Annotated in this window: 8 protein-coding genes and 3 pseudogenes; 8 read left to right on the plus strand and 3 right to left on the minus strand. The window is 59.8% G+C overall.

Annotated elements, in window-relative coordinates:
• Positions 1-595: 595 nt before the first annotated feature.
• From GPL20_RS39365 to GPL20_RS10185, 5 genes and pseudogenes are all read left to right on the plus strand, one after another.
• A pseudogene (locus tag GPL20_RS39365) lies at positions 596-703 on the plus strand (co-chaperone GroES); the annotation flags it as partial.
• Positions 704-803: 100 nt separating this feature from the next.
• Entirely contained in the window at positions 804-1118 is a 315-nt protein-coding gene (locus GPL20_RS10170; protein WP_100233444.1) for a co-chaperone GroES, read from the plus strand.
• Between the two features lie 84 nt (positions 1119-1202).
• Positions 1203-2843 carry a chaperonin GroEL gene (gene groL / locus GPL20_RS10175; protein WP_157329437.1) on the plus strand — a complete coding sequence of 547 codons (1641 nt, stop codon included), beginning with the start codon at positions 1203-1205 and terminating at the stop codon, positions 2841-2843.
• A 1286-nt stretch (positions 2844-4129) separates the two neighbouring features.
• A complete protein-coding gene (locus GPL20_RS10180) occupies positions 4130-5674 on the plus strand; it encodes an acyl-CoA dehydrogenase family protein (RefSeq protein WP_167532968.1) in 1545 nt (514 codons plus the stop codon).
• A gap of 100 nt (positions 5675-5774) precedes the next feature.
• Positions 5775-5990: pseudogene (locus GPL20_RS10185) on the plus strand (transposase domain-containing protein); the annotation flags it as partial.
• A 198-nt stretch (positions 5991-6188) separates the two neighbouring features.
• On the opposite strand, the pseudogene GPL20_RS40245 reads toward GPL20_RS10185, so the two are convergent.
• A pseudogene (locus GPL20_RS40245) lies at positions 6189-6770 on the minus strand (Ulp1 family isopeptidase); the annotation flags it as partial.
• Between the two features lie 3790 nt (positions 6771-10560).
• On the opposite strand from GPL20_RS40245, the gene tnpA reads away from it, so the two are divergent.
• From tnpA to tnpC, 3 genes are all read left to right on the plus strand, one after another.
• Positions 10561-10995, plus strand: a complete 435-nt coding sequence (tnpA, locus tag GPL20_RS10195; protein ID WP_157329440.1) for an IS66-like element accessory protein TnpA — start codon at positions 10561-10563, stop codon at positions 10993-10995.
• Complete coding sequence (tnpB, locus tag GPL20_RS10200; RefSeq protein WP_254125182.1) at positions 10992-11348, plus strand: IS66 family insertion sequence element accessory protein TnpB; 357 nt, start codon at positions 10992-10994, stop codon at positions 11346-11348. Before tnpA ends, tnpB begins: the two co-directional genes overlap by 4 nt.
• Before the next feature lie 69 nt (positions 11349-11417).
• Complete coding sequence (tnpC, locus tag GPL20_RS10205; RefSeq protein ID WP_157329558.1) at positions 11418-12947, plus strand: IS66 family transposase; 1530 nt, start codon at positions 11418-11420, stop codon at positions 12945-12947.
• Positions 12948-13423: 476 nt separating this feature from the next.
• Here tnpC and GPL20_RS39375 read toward each other — a convergent pair whose 3' ends face one another.
• Together GPL20_RS39375 and GPL20_RS40250 are read right to left on the minus strand one after the other, a co-directional pair.
• Positions 13424-14257, minus strand: a complete 834-nt coding sequence (locus GPL20_RS39375; protein WP_157329441.1) for a YopT-type cysteine protease domain-containing protein — start codon at positions 14255-14257, stop codon at positions 13424-13426.
• Positions 14258-14911: 654 nt separating this feature from the next.
• Positions 14912-15331 carry a DUF7694 domain-containing protein gene (locus tag GPL20_RS40250; protein WP_100233438.1) on the minus strand — a complete coding sequence of 140 codons (420 nt, stop codon included), beginning with the start codon at positions 15329-15331 and terminating at the stop codon, positions 14912-14914.
• Positions 15332-17262 lie beyond the last annotated feature (1931 nt).

A 17262-nucleotide genomic window follows, 5' to 3' on the forward strand; every position in this document is an offset into this window, starting at 1 on the left:
AGCGCGGCTCGCTCGAACGTGTGGTCGGCGACCGCGGCGGATCGCCGTGCCGATGACGCCTGACTCCGTGCGCCATTGTCATGGCCCGCCTCTGCTGTGTTCGTACCGCAGCATCCAGTGGCCTGATCCAGGTCGGTGCAGATAAGTTCTTGAACGCCCCGCGCTCAAGATGTCGGCATAATCTTTATTGTCCGCGAGGGTCTCATATTGTTCGGGCCCGGCTCTTCGATGGATCTTGTGCGCCGCACGTTTTCCCGGCGCCAGCCCCTCGATGCGCGCTGTCAGACGAAGCAAACATGTGCAGCCCGGCTACCGCCTTCGAAATACGCGGTGCTTCGATCGGTGTAAGGGCCGTTAATGTTGAGGACGCCCGCGCCCCAACCGGGTGTTTCGGTGAAACGCAATGTCATCTTCGCAACAGCTTGGCGGGCCGTGTATCTGATGGCGTTTGCTTCCGGACAAAGACACGCGCAGGCCAGGCAACAATTCAGCAGAACTGCAGCTATCGATCGTTCAGCTCGTTTTTGGCCTGACTCTTGCTATAATTTGTCTTGTCACAATGTGACTATCTCCAACTTGAGCTCAGGAGACTTGCATGAATTCTCGTCCGCTTCACGACCGCTTCGTGGTCAAGCGCATCGACGCCGATGAGAAGACAGCTTGTGGGGTTATCATTCCCGACACAGCCACGCAAAAGCTGCAGGCATGGATCGTCCAGCTCATTATTGGCCTGACCCTTGCTATAATTGGGCTTGTCACACTGTGACTATCTCCAACTTGTTCAAATCGCTCAGGAGTCTTGTATGAATTTTCGTCCGCTTCACGACCGCGTCGTGGTCAAGCGCATCGACGCCGATGAGAAGACCGCTGGTGGCATTATCATTCCCGACACAGCGAAGGAAAAGCCCTCGCAGGGCGAAGTCATTGCAATTGGCCCGGGCGGCCGCGATGAGACTGGGAAGCTGATTCCGATTGATATCCAGGTCGGGGACCGCGTGCTGTTCGGCAAATGGTCGGGCACCGAAGTCAAGATCGACAGCGAGGAGCTGTTGATCATGAAGGAGAGCGACATCATGGGCGTTCTCACCGATGTGTTTCCCAAGAAGAAAGCCGCCTAACCGAGCGATCGAACAGCTCACTCCTGACGAGCGCCCACTTAGGCGCGCTGAAGGATGAGAAAATAGGAACTGAGGAAATTCTTTATGTCAGCCAAAGAAGTCAAATTCGGAGTAGACGCGCGGGACCGCATGCTGCGCGGCGTCGACATCCTCGCCACTGCCGTGCAGGTCACGCTGGGTCCAAAGGGTCGCAACGTCGTGCTCGACAAGTCGTTCGGCGCGCCTCGCATCACCAAGGACGGCGTTGCCGTCGCCAAGGACATCGAACTCGATGACAAGTTCGAGAACATGGGCGCCCAGATGGTGCGCGAAGTAGCTTCGAAGGCGGCGGATGCTGCCGGCGACGGCACCACCACTGCGACCGTCCTGGCCGCCGCGATTGTCCGCGAAGGGGCCAAGTCGGTTGCCGCCGGTATGAACCCGATGGACCTGAAGCGCGGTATCGACCTGGCGGTCGAAGCCGTGGTTGCGGACCTCCAGAAGAATTCCAAGGAGGTCACCTCGAATGAGGAGATCGCCCAAGTCGGCACCATTTCGGCCAACGGCGACCAGGAGATCGGCAAGTTCCTCGCCGACGCCGTGAAGAAGGTCGGCAACGAAGGCGTGATCACGGTCGAAGAGGCCAAGTCCCTTGAGACCGAGCTCGATGTCGTTGAGGGCATGCAGTTTGACCGCGGCTACATCTCGCCCTACTTCGTCACCAACGCCGACAAGATGCGCGTTGAGATGGACGACGCCTACATCCTCATCAACGAGAAGAAGCTCTCCTCGTTGAACGAGCTGCTGCCGTTGCTCGAGGCCGTGGTGCAGAGTGGTAAGCCGCTGGTCATCGTCGCTGAAGACGTCGAAGGCGAAGCGCTCGCGACGCTCGTCGTGAACCGCCTGCGCGGCGGCCTGAAGGTCGCGGCCGTCAAGGCTCCGGGCTTCGGCGACCGCCGCAAGGCCATGCTGCAGGACATCGCGGTCCTGACCGGCGGCCAGGCGATCTCGGAAGATCTCGGCATCAAGCTCGAGAACGTCACGCTCAACATGCTCGGTCGCGCCAAGAAGGTGATGATCGATAAGGAGAACACCACGATCGTCAACGGCGCCGGCAAGAAGGCCGACATCGAGGCGCGCGTGGCCCAGATCAAGGCGCAGATCGAGGAGACCACCTCGGACTACGACCGCGAGAAGCTCCAGGAGCGTCTCGCCAAGCTCGCCGGCGGCGTCGCGGTGATCCGCGTCGGCGGCGCGACCGAGGTCGAGGTGAAGGAGCGCAAGGATCGCGTTGATGACGCGATGCATGCGACCCGCGCCGCTGTCGAGGAAGGCATTCTGCCGGGCGGCGGCGTCGCCCTACTCCGTGCTTCCGAGCAGCTCAAGGGCCTGCGGACCAAGAACGACGACCAGAAGACCGGCGTCGAGATCGTGCGCAAGGCGCTGTCCTGGCCGGCCCGCCAGATCGCGATTAACGCCGGTGAAGACGGTTCGATCGTGGTCGGCAAAGTCCTGGACAACGAGCAGTACTCTTATGGCTTCGATGCGCAGACGGGCGAGTATAGCAACCTAGTCTCCAAGGGCATCATTGACCCGACCAAGGTCGTGCGTATCGCGGTCCAGAACGCCTCCTCGGTGGCGGCGCTGCTGATCACGACGGAAGCCATGGTTGCCGAGCTGCCGAAGAAGGCCGCGGCCGGCCCAGCAATGCCTCCAGGCGCCGGCATGGGCGGTATGGACTTCTGATCCACTCTGTCAAAGTGTCGACGACCATGCAAAACCCTGGCACGAATGCCAGGGTTTTGCTTCGGCGACCTTGCAACGTAGTCCTCGCAGGCCGCGCCAAAAGCCCAAACTATCGGCCTATCCGTATGAACGGCGCTAGGGCCCAGACCTAATTTGCTTGTGACTTTTCGCTCGGTTGCGGCAAAATCGGCGATCTGTTGCCGATGCCCCCTGGTGCCGTTTTTTTGTTTTAGTATTTGCGCCAAACCTCCCCCCTTTTTCTGTGCGTCTGCAAGGCTGAGGCCCGATCGGTGTTGAGATCCCGCCCGGAAGCGACCGCAAGCGCATTATTGTTTGGCTTGCCGGGCTGCCAAACTCAGCGTGACGCCGAGCTGTAGCCGTCAGTGAAGATGCACGAGACTAACTCGCTGCTCTGCTCGATGCGGATCGACGACATCCCACTTCTCTGTAGGCCGTTTCAGGTATCTCCACGACGTCGCTATCGAAGCTCGCAATCCGCAAATCCCACAATAGATCCGGATCGGATTCATGCTCCAGTCTCGGCACGACTTTTGATTCGTTCCCTTCGCAGAGCAGCAGCCACGTCGTAACTGTCATCAGCCGCAGGCCACCCGAGAGAAACATGAGGACCCGTCGCGGCGATGCCGCTCGCAATCTGGTCGAATACTGCAACCATCCCGGAGGAACTGCGTGGTCGGAGCTCATCAAATCCTGAGTACCGGTCGACTTCCGGAGCAATTACGTACCGGCTTCCGGGTTGCGTTCGACGAACGCGCAAGCAAGGACCAGCTGAGTTGCACAAATGATGATCGGGGGCCTGCACCAGGGAGCCAGCCCAGGGATCGAACCGCGGCTTCGGTCCACATTCGAAAACGTTCTTCCTTGACCATTGTCCCACATCACCGTTCGATCTCCCGGTTTGTTGGTACTGCGCGTATGCCCGCGCTATGCCGAACAGCCACGGAGGACATGATTGAAAGCCCATGCCGATTGGTGCATGACGGATCTCTCCCCGGTCGGCTCTCTTTGTGACGAAACACCAATCGACAACGCTGTGTGAGTCTTTGAGGGGAATGGGAGATCACTGAAACGAGCGTGCGCCTCCGATAGGTCATATCGACAAGACTTACCTTGATGAGAGCCCGCGCAGCGGCCGCAATAAATCCAAGTCCCGGAGAACGTGCTTATACTGCGCTTACATCCACACTATACCAATGTGTAACCGAGATAGCCATGGGGATTAATTGGCACGAAGCGCGACCGGGTTCATTGTCGGACTTATGACTATGTATGCTCAGGTTTACTCCCAATTCCGGGAGGCGCAGGAACGCACGGCCGAAGGCCGTGCAGCTGCACTATACTCCAGTTTGATCTCTGACCTCAGTCAGCTGAATTTCGCTGACGCGGATGACCGCCGGGCATTCCCTCCGACCCTACACAGCATATTGGCAAGGCATGGACTGTTCGGGCTCACCACACCAGGAGAGCACGGCGGATTAGCTCTTCCGTTGCAGGAAGCCATCAACCTCATCTCCGCCACTGCATCCTTCGATGTCTCCGCTGCCTCTACCCTCGTCATCCATAACTTCCTGGCCTTGCCCTGCATCCAAGCGGCACCGCACATCCCCGAGCAAAAGCATATCATTTGGGGTGCAACACGTGGCGATCTCTGCGCTTTCGCTTTGACGGAGCCCGGAGCTGGCTCGGCCCCGAGGCACATAGAGGCTTCGGCTCTCATGCGCGGAGATAAAGTTCGTATCTCTGGCCGCAAGATCTGGATCGGCCTCGCTGACTGGGCTCGCTGGATCGTTTGCTTTGCGCGCGCGTCTGGACCCGATGCGAAAGGTCGCCTCGTTGGCGTACTCGTTGACAGGCAAGCTCCAGGCCTAAAGGTCACGCACGAGCATCGCACACTCGGTCTACGCGGCATCATTCAGAATACCCTGGAGTTCCACGATGTCGAGGTGCCGCGTTCGTACGTGCTCTCTCGCGATCAAGACGGCTGGGGCGCGGCGGCATCTAGTATGAACCGCGGCCGTGTCGGTGTGGCTGCTATGGGTCTTGGAGCCCTTGAGCGCGCTATCCAGGTCGCAGCCTCTTATGCAAGCCATCGTCGGCTCGGTAAACTGCATATGATCGAGAACAGCTACATCAAGCAGTTATTTGGACAGATGGTGCTGCGGCGGGAAGTCGTGAAGGCGATGCTGGCCGCATCCTGCCGACTTGTTTCAGCGCAGGGCGCGCCAAACGTCCACCTTGCGTCGGCAACGAAGGTTTTGTCCTCGGAGTGGTGCGGCCTTGTCGCTGATCAATGCGTCCAGCTGTTAGGTGGCCGTGGTTACGACGAGGGAGCGCCTTTAGCCAAAATCTATCGAGACGCTCGCATCCTTCGCATCTTCGAAGGTCCGACTGAGGCACTCCTATCACATCTCGGCCGCTGCCTCCTCTCTAAAGCCACGCGTGACGAAATAGCCAATCTCTTTCGGTCAGTTGGAGCGGCATCAGTCCATGCTGCTGCAATCGATGAGCTCTCTGGGCTCAATGAGACCGACGGTGCCGTGCTGATCTATGCGGGTTGGCTCACCACATTGGGGCTGGCAAAAGCTGTCATGTCTGCTGGTTGCTTCTCTGCCTCAGATTGCGCGGCAGCGGCGGCTGACCTGGTCAGTTCCGAACTTGCAACTCTCCGTACTCGCTCGCCGACTCGGCAATCTGTCGAAGTCCGCGATCGGGCTAGTCGGACTCTGACCACCTTCCTTGAAGACGCGGCTTGTTCTATTCGCTCACCTGTCCTCACGGACGATTACCTTAGATTGGTGCAGTATGTCTGATATCTGGCGGATGCCGGACGTCTTTCCACCTGGTGGTCCTGGCAGCCGCCGGCCAGTCCTCGCCATCAGCGTTTGAGGCGCCGAAAGCATCATGCCCTTAAACAATTGCGCTGAGGGCGCATTGAGAGGCACCGCCTTGGGAGCCCAACTGGACCTTCATAGCCAGCGTGGGGCCGATCGTGCCGCCACTATGCTGACGATGATCAGGACCTGTCGCCTCAGCGACGTCGAGCCCAAGGCCTGTCTCACCGAGATCCTGACCCGGATCGCCGACCTTCCCGCGACACGCCTGCACGAACTGCTGCCCTGGGAATGAAAGCTCCTGCACCAGGCCGATAAGCCCGCCGGTCAGCAAGCCGCAGAGCTCATTGTGCCCGCGCACATGCGTCAATGAGGCGGTTTTCGTCGTATGCGTGCTCACCTCCTCACGTGAGACACTATGATGCTCTGCGAACACACCGATTGCGGATCTTCGATCGGCAAGAATCGCATTTGAGTCGATCGCGCACCCTGTTCAGTTGAAGCGGACACCAGGGCCTAGTCGGTCCCGCAGTGCCTCCCGACTAATGACAAGATTATTGAGGTTCAGGTCCGGTCGTCTTGCTGCCAATCGCCGAACCAGTTCCCGGGTGCCGTCCACGACAAAGACGCCGCAGTCATAACCGTTCTGCTGCTGTCTTATCGGTACCCGTTGCAGGTTAGCGTCGAGCCGTCGTGCGAGTTCCGCTGCGTGCCTGTCATTGTATCCCTGGGTGGAGTCATAGTGATAGGCGACCGGCCGGCCCCGATCGCGGCGATCAACCAGCAGCAGCGACCAGTGACTGCCGCGCCGATGTCTATCCGTATCGCTGGCATCGCTCACCGGCAGGAATAAGAAGTCGGCTGTATCATAGCGAACCCATCCTAATGCTCGTTCGGCGACCTCCTTAAAGGGAGATCGCAACATCTGGGCTATCAGGGGATCCACGAACCGCGTTCGGGCGGCGAGATCCGGATTGTTTTGCTGCAACTCGTGCGCCAGGAGCTCATAATCCCGCTGGATATGCTCGTCACCCAGCCACTGCGTGGGGCCCAGAACGGGCCCGCTGCGATGGTCGGAATAGGCAGCGGTAGCCGTTGGGCCAAGCTGAGCACCCGGGACAGGGGGCGGGCGAGGATCGTGGATGAATTGCGCGTCGCCGCCTCTTCGGCGCCCCAATGTGATCGAGTAGGTCTCACCGTCCATGGAGACCTTCATTGGGCCGCTGAACTGGGTCGGCCGGCCCTCGATGTTATCCGGAACACCGAGCAGGAAATCCGGTACCGGCTTGGAGCCATCCTGCCAATCCTCGCCGGCTCGGTATCCGATGTCGTCAAGTTCCTGAAGCACGCCCGACCGCCCGACGAAGAATTCGGGTTTACCGCCGGAGTTGAGCACCGGCGCTGACTGAGCATCATCTTGCATCTGCTGCGGTGTGTACGGCAAATCAACGAAAGAGTTGAGCCCACGGTAGATGTCCGTCGACTGAGCTGGCGTGTGTGGTGGTTCGGTGAAGAGCGGCGGTGTGGCGGCAGCCCCACCCAAGGGCGCTGACTGAGCATCGTCTCGCATCTGCTGCGGCGTGTACGGCAAATCAACCAAAGAGTTGAGCCCGCGGTAGATGTCCGACGACTGAGCTGGCGTGTCTGGTGGCTCGGTGAAGAGCGGCGGTCTGTCGGCAGCCCCACCCACGGGCGCTGCCTGAGCATCGTCTCGCAGCTGGGGCGGTGTGTACGGCAAATCAACCAAAGAGCTGAGATCGGGGTAGATGTCCGACGACTGAGCTCGCGAGTAGGATGGTTCGGTGAAGAACGGCGGTCTTCGTGCAGCCCCACCCACCGGCGCTGATTGAGCATCATCTCGCATCTACTGCGGCGTGTACGGCAAGTCAACCAAAGAGTTGAGACCGCGGTAGATGTCTGACGACTGAGCTGGCGCGTCTGATGGTTCGGTGAAGAGCGGCGGTCCGGCGGCAGCCCTACCCACCGGCGCGGACTCAGCATCGTCTTGCATCTGCTGCGGTGTGTATGGGAGATCAACGAAAGAATTGAGACCGCGGTAGATGTCTGACGACTGAGCTGGCGTGTTAGATGGTCCGGTGAAGAGCGGCGGTCTCCCCGCAGCCCCACCCGCGGACTGAGCATCGTCTCTCACCTCCTGCAAGGAGTGCGGCAGATCAACCAAAGAGTCGAGACCTCGGTAGATCGCGGACGACCCATCTGGCACCGCTTCCGGCGTCGGCCACTCGAAATCGGACGGCAGGTGCGGCGACCACGTTGAGTTCGACTCGCCAGGCCGCGGCTGTCCACCCGTCTGGTCAGGGGAGACGCCCAGCGCAGCGTTCGCCTCGAGAGCAATAGGTAGCTCCGAAGACGATCGAAGCCCATGTCGGCGTTTCGACTGGCTTTTTTAAAGTCCGTGTGATCGTCGTTCAAAGACTTTTGCTGTTCACTGGTGCCGGTGAGTCGGCTCACTATGCTCCGTCGCCCCTCCCTTTGAAGCCACCCCCCGAATCTTCGTTGGTTCTGGGCCAGATTTTGAACAACTTTTCTCCGGCTGTCCTCGGGTTTAAGCATGCTCAGCTCTGCCTTTTCCAGGTCATCTATGATGCGAGCGTCATCGGGGTAAAGATGCAATGTGGGCGACGGGGCAGCACGACGGCTGGGCTTCCGAGATGCACCCGCTGCGGAAACAGCCTCGGCCTCGCCAACCTTCTTTAACGCGATCAATATATGCTCGTCCTTCGGGGACCACTTCTGAGCGAATTCAATGCGCGCGGCGTGGTCTAGCCCGGATATCGAGTAGCCCGCACCATTAAGCGCTTTAGAAAATCTGCGAAGACTACGATCATAAAGAGCGACGCTGCCCGGCGTCATGCCGCTGGCCTTAAGCCGCTCTGAGAGGGGCGCGTCGTCCGCTGAGGGCATTGTGCGCGGCCGCCCGCCAGAAGATACAAAGCTCGGATCATGATACGCACGAAGGACACCCAACCCCTTCTTCATGTCTTCGTCCTTCGGGAAGTTGGTCTTGACGTAACGGACCAGGGCCTCATGATCCCCCAGATCAATCGTTTGGCGATGAGCGCCAAGATGATTTCCTAGTCGACGAAGCGCCTGAGTGTAGCGCTTAACTGTCTTCGGCGTCGGGCTCTTCTGAGCCTCATATTGGGCAATCGCCTTGTCGATAGTGTCCCGCTGTTCTGTAGAGAGATGGGGATGGTGGTTGTGGCCGCCACCAGAGACAGGACTCGGGTCGGTTGGGCGCGCCTCGGTCAAGTGCTGCTCAAAGACCTCTTGCGCGTCATGGCCCCCCTGGTGCTCGTCCGGAACAGCTTGCTGCGCCCGGGACCAAGCTGGGACATTGGACGGATCACAATTATATGGGTCCATGCTAGCCTCACGTCCAAGAAACAATTGAGTTGATCGTATTATGGATAGGCTTTCCAGAAGCTGACGAGGCCGTCGCCGAATCAATGCATAGCCACATCTCCAAAAGGAAACTGTCCCGCGCCTCTCAATCGTCGCGGGGTTTCATGGGATTCAGAACCCGCCTTGCTCGCAGCCGAGAGGCCTTCCGGCGGCATGGGACCCGATGCCTCGTCATTGCTCTGGTTGCAAAACGGCATACCGGCGGCTCCGCACTTGACCGCGGTCGATCTTCTCTCGCGGTTGGAAGTGTATGCGCCCGGTCGGTCCAGCGGCTGACGCGCCTTCCATTTTCCGGACAATGCGAAGACGACCGGCAGCGATCAGATCTATCTGGGCCGCGCGGGCGCAGTGTTCGTGCTCGGGAACAGACGGATCACCTTTGACATCGAGGTATTCGACATCCTCCGACACACCGTCGACATCTTCCTCGGGACGCGACCGGCGGCATCGAGTGACAATGAAGGGCCGTTCGTTGGCATGTTGTCCAATCACTTTCGAGCTTGATCGGATGGGCCCAGCTGTAGTCGAAGTCCCAGAGATAATGTATCGTCTTTCCTGCGATGTCACAGAGCCGCGCCTTTGCAAAATGTCGATGGACTTCTGTCGACACCTTCTCGCGGCACATGGCATATGCGAGTTTCACGATCTCTTTGAAGAGATCGGCTTATGTCTATGCTTGACCATAACGTTAAATCGGATTTCCGCTGGACAGATGGGTGGGTTCCAGGCAGAAGGGCATCGACCCACACCGGCCGCTTTCGCTTTTGTGAATCGCGTCGGGTTCGTCAGCTTTCGGAAAGCTAGTCCCTGTACGGTGACGTCGAAGTTAGCGGTGCGTGGTAGGGACAGCGCTTGCCCCGTGTATGCGTGGGGCTTTTGGGCGCCGAGTCACGTTTCTGCTAACTTCAACCAGCGCGGGCGTGGCAGCGACAGCGTCTGATCCACCGGCCTGACCAACGCCGAGTCGCGCCCTTGCTGCTCCCGGTGTGAGACTGGGATCATATGAAAAACCACCAGACGACATCTTCCAGATTAAACTAATAGCCAGCTTGCGCCCGCTCCGCGGAGAGCGGGTCCAAGCCGTAAATTCGAAAATTGTTAAATGACCTTGTAATCGGCTCGGCGCAAACGTTTGCTTGGAACGAACACGGTGCGTAGTGTTATCATTTTTGGTCCGGTTTTGAGATCTTCAACCAGAGCCGGACCTCAGCGAAAGCGCAGTGACGAGGACAAGGGCAAGGATTGTTGCGCAGCGCGTGGCGAGCGTGTCGTTTGCGCAGTGGTGCTACGGCACGCATTGTCGCTGACAGCAGCTGTTTGGCTGACGAGGTCAGTAGAGAAACGGTAAGCGCTGTTTCGGCCCCACCTTCCATTGAAGGCGTCGAGCGAAGAATGATCGATCTCTGATTGGAGATCGGCTTGTGTCTAAGCTTGACCATATGCTTGAGCCTAGGACCTCGGTTCGTCGGGTCGAGGTCATCACGGAGACCGGCCGACGCCGGCAGTTCTCGGCCGACGACAAGGCGCGGTTCGTCGAGGAGACGCTTGCCCCGGGTGCCGTGGTATCGGAGGTCGCGCGGCGGCACGGATTGTCGCCGCAACAGCTGTTTACGTGGCGCCGGCAAATGCGACAACCGGTTGCGATCCCTGTGGCTCCCGAGCCGCAGACGTTCGTGCCCGCTGTCGTTACCCCATCGTCCACGCCGCCGGAGCGCTCACCGCGGCAGCGCCGACGCCTCCGGAAGGCGCCCGAGGGCGGCGAGAACAGCGGCATCATCGAGCTCGAGATCAACGGCGTCGCGGTTCGAGTCGGCGGAGGCGCGGATGCCGCGACGGTTGCGGCCGTGATCCATGCGCTGAAGACCTGCACGTGATCGGTCCGACGGGCACGGTGCGGGTGATGGTGGCGACCAGGCCGGTCGACTTCCGCAAGGGTGCCGAAGGGCTCGCGGCCCTGGTGCGTGAGAGCATCCAGGCCGATCCGTTCTCCGGCGCCGTGTATGTGTTCCGCGCCAAGCGCGCCGACCGGGTGAAGCTGATCTATTGGGACGGCACGGGTGTGTGCCTGTTCGCCAAGCGGCTTGAGACCGGTTCGTTCTGCTGGCCCAACGTGCAGGATGGGGTCATTCGCCTGACTGCGGCGCAGCTGTCGGCCTTGCTCGAAGGATTGGACTGGAAGCGCGTCCACGCTGCGCGCGAGACACCGTCGCCGATCCAGGCGAGTTGAACTGCGGCACAGTGAATCAGTATGCATGTCGCGCTCGCGGGGGGCCGTGACGCATGGTGTAATCGCATCATGGCGACGACGGCCGACACGCTTCCGGACGATCCCGGCACGCTCAAGGCGATGCTGCTGGCCGAACGGGCGCGCGCCGCGCGGCTCGAGCAGATCATCAAGGAGTTGCAGCGTCATCGCTTCGGCCGCCGGGCCGAGACGCTGCCGGAGGACCAGTTACTACTCGGCCTGGAGGATGTCGAGCAGGTCGAGGCGAGTGGTGATGCCGCGACCGATGCAGCCAATGCGGCCGAGCGATCAAGCCGAGCCGCACGGCGCCGCAGGAACAGAGGAGCGCTGCCGGCGCATCTGCCGCGGGTCGAGATGCTGATCGACCTCGACGGTCACGCCTGCCCGTGCTGTCAGCAGGCGCTGCACCGGATCGGCGAGGATGTGAGCGAACGACTGGATATCGTCCCGGCCCAGCTCCGGGTCCTAGTCGTAAGGCGGCCGAAGTATGCCTGCCGGGCCTGCGAGACCATGGTGCAGGCACCGGCGCCAGCGCGGCTGATCGAGGGCGGGCTACCGACCGAGGCCACCGTGGCGCAGGTGCTCGTCGCCAAATATGCCGACCATCTGCCGCTGTATCGGCAGGCTCAGATTTACGCCCGCCAGGGCCTCGACCTGGATCGCTCGACCCTGGCCGACTGGGTCGGGCGGGCAGCCTTCCTGTTGCGGCCGGTGCATGAGCGGCTGCTCGCGAGGCTGAAGCAGTCGCCCAAACTGTTTGCCGACGAGACCACCGCCCCGGTGCTCGATCCCGGACGCGGCCGCACCAAGACCGGCCAGCTCTGGGCCTATGCCCGCGACGACCGGCCCTGGGGCGGCACGGACCCGCCCGCCGTCGCCTATGTCTACGCTCCCGATCGCAAGGCCGAACGGCCGATCGCCCACCTCGCGGGTTTTGCCGGCATCCTCCAGGTCGACGGTTATGCTGGCTATCGGGTCCTGGCCGAGCGCGGTGACGTTGAACTGGCGTTCTGCTGGTCCCATGTGCGCCGGCGCTTCTACGAACTCGCCGCGGCCGGTCCCGCACCGATCGCCAGCGAGGCGCTCGAACGTATCGCCGGGCTCTACGTCATCGAAGCCGAGATCCGCGGCCGCACCGCCGACGAGCGTCGCGCCGTCCGCCAAGAGAAGAGCCGGCCGATCGTCCACGAGTTCGAACCCTGGCTGCGCGCCAAGCTTGATCTGATCAGCCAGAAGACCAAACTCGCGGAGGCCATTCGATATGCACTGTCGCGTTGGGACGGGCTGACGCGCTTCATTGCCGACGGCCGCATCGAGATCGATTCCAACGTCGTCGAGCGCGCTATCCGCCCAATCGCGCTCAACCGCAAGAACGCTCTGTTCGCTGGCTCGGACGGCGGCGGCGAACACTGGGCCGTCATCGCCTCACTGATCGAAACCTGCAAGCTCATCGGCGTCGAACCCCACGCCTATCTCGCCGACGTCATCACCCGCATCGTCAACGACCACCCGAACAGCCAGATCGACGAACTGCTACCCTGGGCCTATCTCACTACCCAAGAACGCTCGCCCGTGGCCTGAGAACATCGCTTACGAGAAACGGGCCTGCAACGATTCCGAAGCAAACCGAAAAAACAGCTTGTGCCGCGTGTGTTGGATGCGTGATGCCCGCCCTTAGCCCTAAGCTCAAGGGCTAAAGGCGGGGAAATTAGCCAGCTATCAGGAAAGTCTAACGGGCCAACGGTCCTGCTTGTGTGCAAGCGCAGCCCATTCAGGCTTTGACGCGCCAGGGCACAAGCTCATCAACCTGAGTGACCGGCCAGCCTCTCTCTGAACATTCTCCCCTCGCCGCACTACTTCCAGAGAGCTTCTCTTGAGCGTGCCCCTCCAACGTCCGAAGGGCCGCGGTGAGCTTCGCTAACACGTCGGGCGCGCGTTCAGGGCGCCACATCCATGTTCCCTGCCGTGGGTGCGCTGTCGGAGGCGCTGCGGCTGTCCGGCATCGATCGCGAAAGATTCACTCGCGGGCCTCGGGTCTGTTGCAACCTCCGAAACACTCACGTCATCCTTTGTGTGACGACAGTCGATATATCATGTCGATTCGGGTCCCTGTAGCGATCGGCGAGACTTTCGAACAACTCATCCATCTGATCTGGCCGAACAGTAAATTCCCCATAATTAGGATCAAAGAGGGTCGTCATTCCATTCGATGTGGACGTTGCGATTGTGTGGGCGCCACCTGCGGCGAAACGCAAGCTGACCAAATAGATCGACCCATCGTCAGTGACCTCATTCACGATTCGGTCAATGCTCGAAGATGTACCAAACTCATATTGCGTCTGTTCGGCGAACGGCTCTATGCCGGCTTCGCGTAACATCGTACTTTTTGCCTGAAGGTTGTGAGAACCTTCCGCCCCATCACTTCGCAACAGACTCTTGAGGTCTTCATACCGCTGCTGCCGCATTGCCGCTGAGTTGTGATTTTGAGTGCCCGGGCGCAGCGCGCTCATCCGGGATGAAGGACTGCGCGGGAGATTGAGGAGCCACTCCGCTGCCAATCCAACGCAGATTCCGTTGACATTGGCCTCGGACAATTCAGCAGTCCTGTATTCGAACAGAGGACGGATAGGCCTCGCTGGCGAGGATGGATTTGAGCTGGAGGACACAGGGGATGTGCTGGGGTCCGAGGTGCTTGGACTATAAATGATTGCATCTGAGGTCTGTGGCTTGCTGCAACATAGCCCCATTTTGTCGGATAATTCCCTGGCTGGCGGGCTCTCCCGTTGAGCGAGATCCGTCAATGTTTGGGCAAATTCGTAACTGTCCGCCGACCGACTCGGTTCGTCAGCTTGATCAGGGCGTGTCGATCGGTCACTAACTCGATTATACATGTCAGTTCGCCTGCTTCTTCAGCGTACTTTTCCTCAGAGCGCGGGCTGCTTACGCTCTGCTTGCGGATGATCTTGCGGCAAGCTGACGACGAGCTGACAACCAGATATTTGGCGAAGCTACCGCCTCCCCCGCGCCTAGTTGGTGTCTGGACCGTCTCTGCCTACGAGCCCCGCTCCAGAGGCGGGGTAGTGGTCCACGAGCTCATGACTGTCGCACAGCAACGGCAAGCCGACCTTGTGCAATTCCGGACGCAGTCTGGGTGATGGGCCGACAACGCCTCCTTAAACCGCATTCGACGGTCGCGTTGGCCTCGATTCACCATCATTGCGTTATTTCGCCTCGGCACACACTTCTCGCGCCAAAGAAGCGCGCCATTCGCGTCCTCGGATCGCGCACTGATTGCCTTGTGACCGGTCGTCGACTGTTGTTGCTGGCGAAGCGCCTTCAGCACGGCTCCGCGATCTTTCCGGGATCAGTGCACTGTTAGCTGCTCCCAGTTGATCGCAACTAATTCAGGCTCAGGCCCCCGCACACAGCAACAGCCGATCGATCCTGACATATACCCGCTTTTGACGCGTCAGTTCGGCGGCGCCGAATCGGCGCTTCTGCAGCCGCCGGCGTCACCTTCCGCTTGATATTAATAACTCAGCTCATCATGGTGTCGCGCTGATCCGCGCGAACAACATTGCCGCGTCTGAGGGCCCTAGTCCAACGATGCCTACAAAGCTCGGCGGCGGCATCGGGATGTCCCGATGAGTGGGTCTCCACAGGTGTAGGCAATATCGGCTGTTATTCACATACTGCGAATGTGGCGGATGCAGTTGCATGACGCACTCCTCTTCATCCCAGAACAGGTCCTTGACAAAGCACATCTCTTCCCAGTTCGGACAGCGCCGCGGCGTCGAGACAGCGACATGCTCCCAGCCAGGACGGACAAATCCAGTTATCTTTAGTTCACACCCGCAAGGCCCCTGCACAAAGAACACGCCGCAAGGACCTGATCCCGGAACCGTAGCGAACCGGCCGTGTTGCACGCGGCCGGCCTCCAGCTTCTCTATCAGCCGCGCTCGCACGCCCGCTCCTCTGCCTTTCGGAGGGCCTTGAACTCGATGCAGATGGCGTTGTCTCGCAACTCGTAAACCGGTTCGATCCTCGGCCCAGCGCTCCTATACCGCTCCTCAGAGCACCATCTGAGCAAACCGCAGATGTCCATCATCACTCGTTCTCCTGCTATAGTCTTCGATCGTATTGTGGGCCGAACGCTCTCAGGGGCCACTGATTACCTGAGTACAGCGGTAGCGATCTGGGCGATGGCGAATCAGTCCGCCGATCGCAACTTCCCGCTCATGATGCAACTCTGTCATCGATCCCCTCTCATGCGACGCATCTTACTCACCGATGCCAGCCAGTGTTGGCCGACATCGACGAATAGAGCGCCCATCAGCAACACTGATGCCCGCCATCGCTCTCCCGCGCTTCGAGCAAGCGTTAGTGGGCATTCATGTACCTGCTTGAGCACAAGACACTGGCGGCTCCTCCTCTCCAACGAATTGGTCGTCATCATGGCATGCTCCCGTAGGCCCTTCGACATCCACACTCCATGACGACTCGCAAAGCCACTGATGGCACCGGTTGATGCTGCCCTGCGATTAACTGCTTGGTGAGATCGCACTTGATCATTCACAGCTTGTCGTCGAGTTCGACCCTCTATGCCGCCTGCACCAGAGCTGCGGACGCCTGACATGAACTGTAGGAGCTGGTAGCATCCAGCGGGTCGCCTGCCATCTCGGTGTCTCCTCGTAAGCTAACGGTCAGAAACAATGATTAGTCGATCTCAATCTGGGCGACCGTCGACCGACGTTCCCGCGTCACTAAGATGCAAGTCCAAACTCATTGTTCATGGTATCGCGCCCGCGACGCGCAGCGCCTTTTGCTGCCATTGCGGGTGTCGTCTTCCAGACATGGACGTCGCGAATCCGACCTCTGGCAGCGACTCTGTATCGCCAACGCCCGACAGACGCGCGTTTGTTGGCAGCAAAGCGGTACCGATACTTCTGCGTCGTGGCATGTAGATTGCTGCGGTGACGGAAAGCGACCTTAACTGTACCGACCATACACGAGCATACATCGACCGGAGGATCGCCGCGCAACAGACAACGATCTGATACTCTCCTTATGAAAGAGGACTACGAACTTATGAGTGGTACGAGGCATGCGAAGCCCGGCATTTTTCGGGGGACCAGCGCGACGTCTGATGAAATGACGCATTGGCGCGCACCAAAGCACCCACCGATCAAGCACTACCGCTGCGATTGTCGCTCCCGGCAGGCGCAAAAGAGGTGGAACCTTTGGCCTCTGGCCGCACTCCTCGTAAATGCGCTGCTTTGGGCTGGGCTCTACTTTATCATCGCAGCGTTCTTCTGAAATAATCCTCGCGGACGGCAGAGGCGCGAGGGGGCTTTCCGACGCCTCTCGCAGGCCGCGGCCGCACCGTCTGCGGACCATCAATCGGACGAGAGACCTCTTTCACGGACTTGGTTTTAACGCACACTTAGCCCGACGACCTGGAAATCTGTCCCTCGGACGAATGCAAAGGAAATATTGAGGCATGACGCAAATGTCCCGAACTGGCGAAACTGATATGCAATTGCAGCCGCGACGAAGTTCCAAACACTGGACCTGTAACAGCCGAGCGTTCCAGCACACATGACAGACGGGCTTCCCCATTAACTGCGACGCATCGACTGCAAATTGAGGTGTAACTTGCGCATTTTTTTATATGAGAATTAGCTTTCGAGAAGCTGACTAAACAAGTAGGCCTGAAGGAGCGTTGGGCAGGCGGACTGTTCCGCCTTCAGATATATGTCGCGATCTGGAGCGCGGCACAGGACCGTCAGGATGCGCACCCTACGATGCCCCTACGTCCCTTCCAGGTACTGACTCGCTCGCTGAGCGACATTTGCGTGGCCATTGGGTTGGCTAGCGATCAACAGGCTGGCGCCTT

The organism is Bradyrhizobium cajani (genome assembly GCF_009759665.1).
GTDB lineage: Bacteria > Pseudomonadota > Alphaproteobacteria > Rhizobiales > Xanthobacteraceae > Bradyrhizobium > Bradyrhizobium cajani.